This window comes from Thermoanaerobacter sp. X514 (assembly GCF_000019065.1).
In the GTDB taxonomy this organism is placed as follows: domain Bacteria; phylum Bacillota; class Thermoanaerobacteria; order Thermoanaerobacterales; family Thermoanaerobacteraceae; genus Thermoanaerobacter; species Thermoanaerobacter pseudethanolicus.
This window is the reverse complement of the sequence record NC_010320.1, coordinates 2,270,242-2,282,827: the sequence shown is the minus strand read 5'-3', so window position 1 is coordinate 2,282,827 and position 12,586 is coordinate 2,270,242. Positions and strand designations below refer to the sequence as shown.

Below are 12,586 nucleotides of genomic sequence, written 5' to 3'. Positions count from 1 at the left end.
TTTTATGATATAGTTATGATTATAATATGACTCGGACACTTGCCCGAGAAAATGGGGATAATAGAATTTTTATAGGGATAGGTGTGATAGGCTGTGTTAATACAATGTACAAAAAAGTTGTTGGATGTGATAGAGAGAAAACCCGTTTCATATGAAGAAGAAAATTTGTTATTTTGTTGGCATGCGAATTTGATTACCTTAAATCGAAGGAAAACGATAGTCCTTGTAAATGACAAAAACAGGTATGTGGTTGTTTTATATGGACTTAAAGCAAAGGACTTTAAAAGGCTTGATGAGGCTATTTTAAATGCTATTCGCCTGACGTTATTGGATGAATGTATTGATGAAGAAATTGTGGAAGAGTATGTAAGACAATCGGAAGAAATTTTATATGGTAAAACAAAAAATAGTAGTTATGTAGGGAAAATGAATGCGGCTTGTAATGTGGTGTACTTATATGAAGATTTGCTTTTGGATAATACAGTTTATCAAACTTTTGTAAGCAAAGTGGCAAGCCGTTATTGGGTAGGCAAACAGGAAGAAGGATATATATCTCCAAGTAAAGAAATGTTTAAAGATTTAGAGGCTTTTGCAGGTAGACCCATTTTTAAATGCAAGGCAATAGAGTTAAAAGTAACACTTGAGATGGAAAATCATAATATTTGGCGCAGGCTTGTTGTTCCCATAAATAGTACATTTACACAGCTTCACAAGGTACTTCAGGCTGCTTTTGGCTGGCTAGATTATCATCTTCACGAATTTTTCATTTACGGGGATGAGATGCAGGATATCTCATTTATTAATCATCCTTCTTACAATAAAGCAGGGTATAAGCCAGTTATAAATTTGGTCAGCGATGAAGAAGCTTTTGATTACCCAAACGATGATGGTATAGAAATGAGATTTGAAAAGGGAATAAAGTTATCAGAATATATTCCGAAGTACAAAAGGTTGTTATATGTTTATGACTTTGGAGATAATTGGCGGCATTATATTGAAGTCGAGAAGGTAATAGATGATTATGATAAAAATTATGCTATTTGCGTTGATGGGGAAGGAAATGCCCCACCAGAAGATGTAGGTGGTAAGTTTGGCTATGATAAATTTTTGGAGATAATTTCTGATAAAAATAATCCAGAATATGAGGGTACGCTGGTTTGGGGCGAGTATCAAGGATATAAGGATTTTAATATTAGCGAAGTAAACAAAAATATTAAATTTGTGTATGATTCTTTTTTACTATGAAAGGTTTAATGTTATTACTAACTCTATGATAGTAATGAACTATCAAAGCTCTATAGAAAAAGTGTGCCAGAAAAGAATCACTTCAATAGTTGAATACATCTTTTAAGTCTATTACAATGTCTTCAAAGATAGAAACTTTGATTTTATCTTCTTCAGTGTATATGTTTGGCCTGCCGTATCTACCATTTTCCTGAAGCAGGAATACTGTTACCAATTTTATTTCTGGTTCTACTATCCAGTATTCTTTTACTCCATGTTTTTCGTATAAATTAAATTTTTCTACTTTATCTGTTCTTGCAGTGGAAGGAGAAGTTATTTCAACAATCAGAGCAGGAGCACCTTTGCACCCTTCATCATCTAATTTTGATTTATCGCATACTACTATAATGTCAGGTTCTACAACAGTTTTTATTTCTTTATCGCTTTTTTCATTACCTGATGGTAATCTTACTCCAAGACGAAAATAAACTTCACATTTTTTATTTTTTAGGTAATTAGAAAATTGACAGCCTATTGCTCCAGAAATTTCTTGATGTATTCTTGGTGGAAGGGTGTGTAAATAAACTTGCCCGTCAATTATTTCTATTCTCTGTTCATCTGGACAGTTTAAATAATCCTCATATGTATAAACTTTTTTTCTTTCTGGCAAAGACATAATTGACACTCCTTGTAATTTTTTAAGCAACTCAGTTTTTTGTTTTAATAGATAGATTTTTTTGATTTTATTATATTATACGCCTGTTCTATAAGCAATAAAATATATTTTGTTTTCTGGTCTATAAAGAACAATATTTTAAAATAGGGGTACTGATTTTGTCGAAATATAACGAAATTTTCTTAACATTTTGATTGGATTTTAGTTTATAAAGTGGTAAAATTAAATTAAAATAAGAAGATTTTGATAGGTTATGTTTTTAAGTGAGGGAGAGAGGATGGGGGTAAAAGATTGTAATTATTTGGAGGAATGTGATAGATATTTTGAAGATGTACTCAGCTTATCAAAAAATAGGGGAGTTTTAGGTTATATTGAACTAGATGTAGATGAGATTGAACATATGGCCGGGCTAATTTCTAAAGAATTGGTAAAACCTGATTTTAATATTTCTGAGTCACTTACTATATCGGTTTTTCTTGTATGGATAGGTATTTTATACTATCAGGAAGGAAATTTTTGGATGCCAGTGTATAAAATATTACGATTGCCTTCACAACAACCATTGTGGCAAAGACGATTGGGAGAAATTTTTTTAAAAACAGTTAAGAAATATGGACTGATAGAATTTAAAGATGAACTACGTTATATTATGCCAATTTTAGCCCATGGGTGTGTTCCTAATTTTTATCTTAATGACTACTTTTTAAATGTCATTTTTAGAATGTATAAAGAGAGGCAGGAGTTAGAATTATCCATAGCTTTGGATGAGGTAAAACACATAGTATCTACCTGGAGGAAAGAATATCAATTGTATGCGGCAAGAGAAAATAAGTTGAGAGAATTAGATAAAAAAGAGAAAGAGTTGCAAGTTGCCTTTGAAGTATTAAGAAATAAAGATAAATTGATAGAACTTAGGGAATTGCTAAAAGATCTTAAAAGAAGCCCAGAGCTAAAAGTGCTTTTATCTAAGCCGAAGGGCTGGCTGGAGGAAGCAAGGGAGGAGAGGGAAAAATTAAATACACAATTAAATGAGATTCGCAACCTCTTGGAGAAAAAAGAAATTTTCGAAAAAGAATATAAAGAAATAGAAGATCGAATAAAAGAACTTGCTTATTCTTTTTTAAGTTATTGGAATAATGATTTAGCAGAAGTTATATTAGAGCTTCCTATTGACGAGATTGAAAACAATTTAACAACCTACTGGAATTTTAAAAGAAGGTATAGAGGTTTATTTGGAGTATTAATGAGACTTTTTATGCCAGATAAATATTATAGGATGTTAAATTGTGGGAGCAGGTTGAAGGATGAGTTAAAAAAATTGCCATTGAAAGAGAATTTACTGGAAAATTATTCTTCTGAAACAATAAGGCACATAAGAGAATTACAGGAATTATTACATAGATACAAAGATTTAGTAAAAGAGGCTGGGGAAGAGGCTGCGGTAACTACCTATCTAGATGTTTCTAAGGGAGTTTTGGAAGATGTGGAGAGAAGGTTAACTGAAATTGAGAAGGAGATCAATTTATATGAACAGAATTTGAAAATAGTAGGAAAAGGTGATGTGGAGGAAGGATTAAAAGTATTAGAAGAACAAAGAGCATTGCGCTTAGAAATAAAAAAAGTTAAAAAGGACGTTACAAGCAAATATTCTTTAGAAACTTTATGGAATAATTTTGAATTAATTTGGAAGTATTCAGATAAGGAAGAAGTAAAAAATCTGCTTAGTGAAGTGCAGAACAAAAAGAAAAAATATGCCGATGTTCTTGAAGAATTGAGTAATCCTCTGTATTTTTTGAATGAATCTACCCGCCTTTTTATATTCCAAGGAGGGGAGGTTGCTGAAGATTTTATTTTTCAATCTTTAATATTTCTAGAGATGTTAGACCGTGGAGAGGAAAAAGATGTTCTTTTGCCTAAAAGGATTAAAAATGAAATGAAAAAATGGTGGGAAGAAGAAGGAAAAGAAAAGTTGACTGTAGAACGAGAAAAAAACAGGAGAGCAAAGGATGAGAATGATTTAATTTTGCGTAAACCTCTTATAAAACTTGATACTGTTGAAAGAGTTATAAAAGTGGAACTGCCAAAACAAGTATTGAGCAATGGGTACCCTTTAGTATTCAGAATTAAAGAAGATGATATAGAAGTTAAGGATATAAAAGTAGCGATTAAAAAGTTGGGTAATGAATATCATACGGAAGCAATCTCAGAAGTTTTGGAAAAGCCAAGAGAATTTTATCATTTTGAGCTTAGACAGGAAGATAAAGTAGTCGAATGGAATATAACGGGAATTTGTCTTAATAAGTGTTTGCTTTTTTCAGTTGAAAAGAAGTTGCTAGAAAGTTCATATCTTCCGGAAGAGGGAGTTTACATAGTTACCCATTATGGAAGCAAGGTCAGTCCTTCTTTAGCAGTAAGAGAAAGGGGAAGGCTAATAGGTGAATGGTCTGATTATGAATATATTTATGTTGATTTGAGCGATATTGAGATGTTTTCCGTAGAAGTAGAAGGGAAGGAGTTTGTTTTTAAAAAGCCATCTGGTTTACGGCCTCAGTTAATTGGTGGAGATATACTCGAAGGAGTAAATGTGCTGGGTAAATTTGTTTATAATGGGAAATTACCGCACTTGGTTTTACCACTGAATTCAGTAGGAGATATAGAGTTTTATGGTATAAAAGTAGAAGTTTCAGAAAAGAGCATTTTTAAGCCTTTAAAGGAAATTAGTAACGTTATAAAAGGAGAGAATATTGCAATTATTCCTTTAGATCTGCTTGCTTCAGAACTTTACGGGATGTATAAAGTGGCATTAGTTTATAAACAGGATATTATCTGGAGTAAAGAATTTGCACTTGTGCCAGATTTACAATTAGAGTTTGATAGGTATTTGTATCCGCCTGTTGAGAAATGGGAAAGAAGGTTTGGGGAAATTATATTAACCTCAAAATACGAATTTGAGGTTAGAGGAAATAAAGTTACCGAGAGTAATTTTCGTAAAAATATTATAAAATTTGATGCAAAATATGACAGTATTGAAATTGAGTTGACATATTTTTTAGAAGAAAGAGAGTTTGATATCAAACTTACAATAGCTATTCCCAAAATTTACTGGCGACTCAGGGATCAAGGAGATTGGCTGAGCGAGATAGAAGAGATTTGGTATGAAGATATAGGAGAACTGGAGGTTAAATTGCCTTACTTTTTACAGGGGATAGGAGCTAAACTTGTATTATCTTCAACTGGGACAGCTATTATGCCCAAAAAAGCAAAAGATACTATCATATTTAGTTTGAAACAGCTGAGTGATATTATCTATGATATCAGAGAAAAAGGTAAAAAAACAGTTTGGGATTTGATTTTATTCTTTGAGAATCACGATATACCATCATTTTTGTTGACAAGAATAAGAGTTCACTGGGAAGTCGTAAATGTTAGAATAAACCAAAAAAGAGAAAATGATAAAAGAAGGGTATTTGTTCAATGGGAAGATTTGGGTAAAGTCTCTGGTAGGATTGTAAGATTATGGTATCTGGGCGATGAAGTGACAGGGAGAATTGAGAGGAAGGTTTCTGATGGTGAAAATGAAGTAGAATTTATTGAGGATTTAGAAAGATTGCCGTTAGGGAAATATAGATTGGAATTTAATATTGAAGATCCATGGTTTGATAAAGAAATTTCTTTGCCAAAAGAGAGGGAGAGAAATTGCATTGATATTATGATTGGAGATAAAGAAGAGATTATTGAAGTACTGCAACAAAAAGGATTGGATATCATTGGGTTTGAAGTGATGGTGATAAAGTATTGCTTGAAAGAAATTACTGGATACAGGATATTAAGGTATATACAAATTTTGTAGAAGGGATAGAATTTGAAGGTCATGTATGCACTTTTGATAACGATGGTGAAATCATTGAGCTGGAGTATAATCCTTGCAAATTTTACTTCGGAATGAATCCGGATTATTTTAATAAATTGCCTTATTTGATAGATAAAGACAATGATGGTTTTACATATTGCAGAAGATGCAAGGTTATTTTTTCTGAAACTGAGGGGCATAGAGAATGTGGCAAAGAAGTTATACTGCCAGAGTATATACTTGTTCGAATAAGGAGATGGAAAAATGACGAGGTTAGATCCGATTAAGACTACAAATGCTGTTGTTAATAGATATTTGGACTATCTTGCTACTACTTTTTCTTTTAATGATGATAACTTAAAGGAACAGTTTAAAAAAGAGCTTGAAGAATTTGAAGGATTCGTAAAAGGCCCAATTTTGGAAGCTACACCGCCTTTTGAAAGTGGTAAATCTATAAATAGTTTGATAGAAGAAGGTATTTTATCTCGGGAATTTTATAGGCTTTCTACTGGTGAGTTACCTTTAGAGCGTAATTTATATGTGCATCAGGAAATTGCAATTAGAAAACTTGTCAGTGACAAGAGAAATTTGATTATTGCGACAGGTACAGGTAGTGGAAAGACAGAGTCGTTTTTGATTCCTATTTTAAATTATTTGTTCAGGAAAAAAGAAGAAGGGAAGTTAACTCCTGGTGTGAGAGCTTTGCTGTTGTATCCGATGAATGCTCTGGCGAATGATCAGCTTAAAAGGTTGCGGGGATTATTGAAGAATTATCCTTATATTACTTTTGGCAGTTATACGGGTGAAACGGAGTATGAAGAGAAGAAGGCTGTAGAAAGGTTTAAGAAGATGAATCCGGGCGATGAACCGCTGCCAAATGAGATACTGTCAAGAGAAAGAATGCATAAGTTTCCTCCTCATATTCTTCTTACAAATTATGCTATGCTTGAGTATTTATTGCTGCGTCCAGAAGATAATGTATTTTTTGACGGAGAATATGCTAGAGATTGGAAGTTTATTGTTATTGATGAAATACATATTTATACGGGTGCGAAGGGCATTGAGCTTGCTATTTTATTAAGAAGGTTGAAGGATAAGATAGTAAAAAGTAAAAAAGGGATTTTACAATGTATAGGTACGAGTGCTACTTTGGTTGGAAATACTGATAAAGATTTTAAAAAGGTTACGGAATTTGCTCAGAGACTTTTTGATGAAAAATTTGAGTGGGTTGAAGATGACCCTTTACGTCAGGATGTAGTAATAGGTAAAAAGAGAGGTTTGGTAATTTCGAAAAAAAGCTGGGGTAAACCTAAAGGTATTCTATATCAAAAGTGGGCCGATATTATTGATGGAGAAGAAAAAGATAAGATTTCTTTGTTAGTGAAAGAAGGGAAAAATTTAGGTATACCAAAAGAAATTTTAGAAAATGCATTAAATAATTGTGATAGCAAATGGGAAAAATTTCTGTATTTGATTCTTCAAAAAGATGAAAGACTCATAACTTTGCAAAATATGCTGGAAAATGGGCCGTGCTATTTATCGCAAGCTTCAGATGAATTGTTTGGGGAGGAAGAAAATAGAGAACAATATTTGTCTGCGCTAGTGCATTTAGCTAATAATGCTCGAATGGGAGTTAATGAGCAACCTTTACTACCTGCTAGGTATCATTTGTTTATAAGAGCTTTAGAAGGAGGATTTACTTCTTTATTTCCTAATAAGCGTATTTTTTTAAAAAGAAGAGAATGGATATCAGGGAATAAAGGGGAGCGTTATAAGGTTTTTGAGATTGCTACATGTTCTCGCTGTAATTCTATATATTTGGTCGGGGAAATAAAAGAAAAAGATGGAAAGAAATTTTTATATCAACCTGGCAGCCGTTATTACGAGAACGAAGCAAATTTGGAGTATTTTTTACTAATTGAAGACAAGGGTTTGGTACCAGATAATGAAGATGAAATTGTTTTAGCAGGAGGAGAAAACGAATTTATATTCAAAGAGGAAGAATGGGTTCTTTGCGGTAAATGTGGTGCTATTAAACCTGTTAATGAATTGGGAGACCTTTGCGGTTGTGGTGATGAGTATAAGATTAGGCTAATAAGAAGTTCCACTAAAAATGGCATGCTCCACAAGTGCCCTGCCTGTGGGGCTATTAATACTACGGGAACCGTTGCCAGACGTTTTCTTTTAGGGCATGAAGCTGCAACGAGTGTTTTAGCGACAGCTTTGTATCAACACATCCCTGATAGAAAGGAAGAAAAAGTAGAAGAGGAAGATGACGAATGGAGCACAGCCGATAATAATGAGAATTTTTCTGTAACAAATAACCGGCGAATGCTTATTTTTTCTGATAGCCGGCAGGATGCCGCTTTTTTTGCTACTTATTTACAATCCTCATATAACCAAATTTTACAGAGACGTTTGATTATAATGACTCTGGAAAGATATAAAGAGAAAGTAATTAAGAATGAATGGCGTGTAGAGGATCTGGTAGAATATGTTAAGAAAATGCTAAAAGAATTAAATCTTTTTCCTGAACTGAGTTTACAGCAGTTGGAAGAGGAAGCATGGAAGTGGGTATTGTATGAGTTTTTAGGAAGAGGCGGAGAAACAAATTTAGAGTCTTTAGGGCTTTTAGGGTTTGAACCTATATTACCTGAAAATTGGCACCCTCCAAAAGCATTAACTGAAGGGTACATAAATTTAACAGAAAGAGAAGCCACAGAACTTATTATGGTTTTGTTAGATACTATGAGAAAGAATGGTGCTGTGCTATTTCCTGATAGTGTAAGCCTGCAGGATGAATTTTTTAAGCCTTTAAATAGAGAGTTTTATTTTAAGAAGGAAGCAAAAGAGCCTAATAAATATAGTTGGGTTCCAGCTTCCAGTGGGAGAACCAATTCACGCTTGGATTTTATGATGCGACTTGCTGCTGCTAAAGGACAGGAAGTAGATGTAGAAAAGATAAAAGATTTTTTGGCAAGGATTTGGGAGAAATTGTTGATTTCAGACAAATCGCCTTTTAGAAGATATTTTTCCGGGAGTCCGCAAGAAGGATATCGTTTAAATTTGAGATACTGGAGAGTGGTTCCGGCTGTTATTGATAAATCTGTAAAGTGGTATAAATGCAGTAAGTGTAATAGGCTTTCCCTTCACAATGTGGGAGGAGTTTGTCCCAATTATCGATGTGATGGACATTTAGAGGAGTGCAATCCTGATGATGAGCTGAAAGACCATCATTACAGAAAGCTTTATCTTGATATTTTACCTTTGACATTAAAAAGTAGTGAGCACACTGCTCAGCTTACTACTGAAGAAGCAGGAAATATTCAAAAGAAATTTTATGAAGGTGAAATAAATGTTTTGAGCTGTTCTACTACTTTTGAATTAGGAGTAGATGTTGGTGAACTGGAAACAGTATTTATGCGGAATGTTCCCCCAACTCCTGCTAATTATATTCAAAGGGCGGGGCGGGCTGGCAGAAGGACAAGTTCAACTGCTTTTGTGCTTACTTTTGCACAGAGGCGTTCCCACGATTTTACGCATTTTGTTAATCCTTTAAATATTGTGAATGGGAAAATACAAACTCCGCATATTGAAATAACAAATGAGAAAATTGTAAAAAGACATGTTTATGCAGTAGCTTTGGCGTTATTCTGGAGGAATAACCAAGACTATTTTGGGAAAGTTAAAGAATTTTTCAAAAATGATACTTCAGCTTCTGAAGTTATAAAAAATTTCCTTAGCAAGCGACCGAAGGAATTAAAAGAAAGTCTTATGAGAATTGTGCCGCTAAATATGCACAAAGATATTGGGATTGAAGATTGGAGCTGGGTGGAAGGATTGGTGGGGAAAGATGGGGTTTTAAAAAAAGCAGAAAGGTGGCTTAAAAAGGATATAGAAGAGTTGGAAATGATAGAAAAACAATATAGTTATGAGAAAAAGTACAGTAAAGCGGATTTTGTAAGGCGAGTAATTAATACTTTAGAAGGACGCTATATAATAGATTTTCTTTCTCAATCTAATGTTATACCGAAGTATGGCTTTCCTGTCGATGTAGTAGAGTTAGAAGTACATCATCACGGGGAAGAAGCTAAGGGACTAGAGCTTACTAGAGACTTAAAAATAGCTTTGTCTGAGTATGCTCCTGAAAGCCAAGTAGTAGCAGGAGGCAAATTGTGGACAAGCCAGTATATTAAGAAATTGCCTGATAGAGAACCTATAAAGTATAATTATGCGATTTGTGATTATTGTGGACACTATTATAGTGATATAGCAGATAAAGAGACAAAAATTGATTTTTGTCCTTCATGTGGTAATAAAATTCGACGCAGTGGTACATTTATTACGCCTGAATTTGGATTTGTTGCTGGTCCTCCTCAAAAGCCAGGTTTAATAAGGCCAGAAAAAACTTATACTACGCGTAAATATTTTGCACAGGAAGAAAAAGTCGAAAAAATATTGTCAATAAATTTGAATGGGATAACTGTAGAAATTGAAGCTGGGAATGGTAAATTGGCTGTTGTAAATAATGGGAAAGGAGCTGGGTTTGCTGTTTGTGAAAGTTGTGGATACGCAAAAGTTTATGATGGAAAGCCTATAGGCGAGCATAAGACAAGAATGGGTAAAGTATGTAAAGGAACTTTTTCACGTTATTCTTTGGGATATGAATTTTCAACGGATATACTTTCCCTAAAATTTATAGGGTATAGTGATGAGAGAGAAGGATTCTGGGAATCATTGCTTTATGGATTGATAGAGGGAGCATGCAAAGCTCTGGAGATTGATAGGCAGGATGTTGATGGTACGTTATATTCTTATGCGGGGGATCCAAGAAGACCTGCTATAGTATTGTTTGATGACGTACCCGGTGGAGCAGGACAGGTTAAAAGAATTGCGGAAGAAGAAAATTTCATAAAAGTCCTTAAAAAAACGCTAGAAGTAGTTTCAAGTTGTGAATGCGGAGGTAAAGAAGGAGATGCAAGCTGCTATGGTTGTTTAAGAAATTATACTAATCAATACTGTCATGATATATTAAAGAGAAGATATGTAATGGAGTTTGTTTCTAAACTTTTGGAAGACTTGATGTAAGAGAGTTATAACGTGAAAGATGAGAATAAAATATGTGAAAAGGTCTTGAGAATTAGATAGTGTCAATAGCGGATTAAAGTTGACCCATTTTCAGTGGTTTTAAATTGACCCACCCTGTGTTTTTTTAATTTAGGCTTACAGTTTTAACATAATAAAGACTAGTCTTTAACCTATCCTTTAAACGGTAATTGTTACTTCTTATGTTAATTATATAGGCATGGTACGGCAATCTATCCAAAAACGCAGTTGCAAGAATTGGCTTCCCACCTTAATTTACCATATTCCTCAAATACTCTATTGCTTGTAAGTATTATGCTTCTTCTCTCATACTGTGCGTTTATCAGCTAAAAAAAGATTTACTCCAAGGTTGTCTAAAGGCAAATACCCTACTTCATCTACGACAAGAAGCCTTAGCCTTATGTACTTCCTCATCTTTCTATCAGAAATTTTTGATACTTATCCAACGCAGGCAAAGGCTTTAGGTTTTCTCTCTTCACTTTCGTTAATGCAGTGGAAATTTTTTAATACCCATTGCTAGTTTTTTGAGAAATAAAATGGTAAAATGAGGGTAGAGTGAAAAATTATTATTCAAAACTTATGATTTATGAGATATAATGATATTAAGAAGGAGCAAAATGTCATGGATGATAAAAATGTAAAGGAAGCTATTCACAATCAGCATGACAAAGGGTATAAATTTTTGTTATCCAGTAAGCGAGTGTTTATAGAGTTATTAAGAAGTTTTGTAAAGCAGGAATGGGTAAATGATATAGACGAGGCAAATGTAGTTAAAGTAGATAAGTCATTTGTATTACAAGACTTTGCAGATAAAGAAGCTGATTTGGTTTATAGAGTAAAATTAAAAGATAAAGAGGTTATATTTTATATATTGATGGAGTTACAATCAACAGTTGACTATCAAATGCCCTACAGATTACTTTTATATATGGTAGAGATATGGAGAAGCATACTAAAAGATACACCAAGAAAAGAATCAAGAAGGAAAGATTTTAAATTACCAGTTATAGTGCCGATAGTATTATACAACGGAGACCATAAATGGACAGCAAAAACAAGCTACAAAGAAACACTAAATTCCTATGAAACCTTTGGAGAATATGCAGTAGATTTCAAATATATACTAATAGATGTAAATAGGTATACAAAAGAAGAATTATTAAAGTTAGAAAACTTAATAGCTTCTGTATTTTTATTAGAACAAAAAGTAGAATTTGAAGAAATAATGAAAAGGCTTAAGGAATTATCAGAGATATTAAATAACTTGGATAAAGATGAAATATTATTATTTAAAGCATGGTTTAAAAAGATATTACTAGCTAGATTGCCGGAAGAAGAGCGAGAAAATATAGAGAGAATAATAGATGAAAACAAGGAGGTGGAAGAGATGATATCAAATCTTGAAAAGACCATATTGCAAGAGATGAAAGAGCGTGAGAAAAGGGGTATTAAAAAAGGGATAAAAAAAGGAATAGAAAAAGGAATAGAAAAAGGAATAGAAAAAGGAATAGAAAAAGGAATAGAAAAAGGCATGGAGAAGGGAATAGGAGTAACTGTTATTAAGTTATTAGAGAAGAAATTTGGGAATGTTCCTGAAGAATATGTAAAGAAAATAGATGGTGCAAACAGGGAAACGTTGATGGATATTGTTGACAATATATTTGATATAGATAAGATAGAGGATTTAGATAAGTTTTTGAAATAAGGGCACTATGAAAGGTAGTGCCTTT

General features: G+C 33.3%; 8 protein-coding genes. 5 read left to right on the top strand and 3 right to left on the bottom strand.

What is annotated here, in order from left to right:
• The first annotated feature begins 93 nt into the window (after positions 1-93).
• Positions 94-1,245: a plasmid pRiA4b ORF-3 family protein gene (locus TETH514_RS11430; RefSeq protein ID WP_003868690.1), complete on the top strand. Its 1,152-nt coding sequence runs from the start codon at positions 94-96 to the stop codon at positions 1,243-1,245.
• A gap of 82 nt (positions 1,246-1,327) precedes the next feature.
• Here TETH514_RS11430 and TETH514_RS11425 read toward each other — a convergent pair whose 3' ends face one another.
• The gene (locus TETH514_RS11425) at positions 1,328-1,900 is read right to left on the bottom strand and encodes a Uma2 family endonuclease (protein ID WP_009052687.1); all 573 of its coding nucleotides are present in this window, start codon (positions 1,898-1,900) and stop codon (positions 1,328-1,330) included.
• Positions 1,901-2,177: 277 nt separating this feature from the next.
• Between TETH514_RS11425 and TETH514_RS12640 the strand changes: the two genes are divergently transcribed.
• Genes TETH514_RS12640 through TETH514_RS11410 form a run of 3 tightly spaced genes read left to right on the top strand, consistent with a single transcriptional unit; the run spans position 2,178 to position 10,838 of the window.
• Positions 2,178-5,750: a hypothetical protein gene (locus TETH514_RS12640; RefSeq protein WP_012268787.1), complete on the top strand. Its 3,573-nt coding sequence runs from the start codon at positions 2,178-2,180 to the stop codon at positions 5,748-5,750.
• Positions 5,696-6,037, top strand: a complete 342-nt coding sequence (locus tag TETH514_RS12635; protein WP_038016603.1) for a hypothetical protein — start codon at positions 5,696-5,698, stop codon at positions 6,035-6,037. The genes TETH514_RS12640 and TETH514_RS12635 overlap by 55 nt, the downstream gene beginning before the upstream one ends.
• On the top strand, positions 6,015-10,838 hold the full coding sequence (locus tag TETH514_RS11410; RefSeq protein ID WP_009052686.1) for a DEAD/DEAH box helicase: 4,824 nt from the start codon (positions 6,015-6,017) through the stop codon (positions 10,836-10,838). Before TETH514_RS12635 ends, TETH514_RS11410 begins: the two co-directional genes overlap by 23 nt.
• Positions 10,839-10,962: 124 nt before the next feature.
• Here the strand turns inward: TETH514_RS11410 and TETH514_RS13095 are convergent, their stop codons facing one another.
• Together TETH514_RS13095 and TETH514_RS13090 are read right to left on the bottom strand one after the other, a co-directional pair.
• Entirely contained in the window at positions 10,963-11,067 is a 105-nt protein-coding gene (locus TETH514_RS13095; protein WP_275452384.1) for a hypothetical protein, read from the bottom strand.
• Between the two features lie 95 nt (positions 11,068-11,162).
• Positions 11,163-11,270 (bottom strand): hypothetical protein, encoded by a 108-nt coding sequence (locus tag TETH514_RS13090; protein ID WP_269207971.1) that lies wholly within the window; start codon positions 11,268-11,270, stop codon positions 11,163-11,165.
• Positions 11,271-11,478: 208 nt separating this feature from the next.
• Between TETH514_RS13090 and TETH514_RS11405 the strand changes: the two genes are divergently transcribed.
• Positions 11,479-12,561: an Rpn family recombination-promoting nuclease/putative transposase gene (locus TETH514_RS11405; protein ID WP_009052685.1), complete on the top strand. Its 1,083-nt coding sequence runs from the start codon at positions 11,479-11,481 to the stop codon at positions 12,559-12,561.
• The last annotated feature ends 25 nt before the right edge of the window (positions 12,562-12,586 follow it).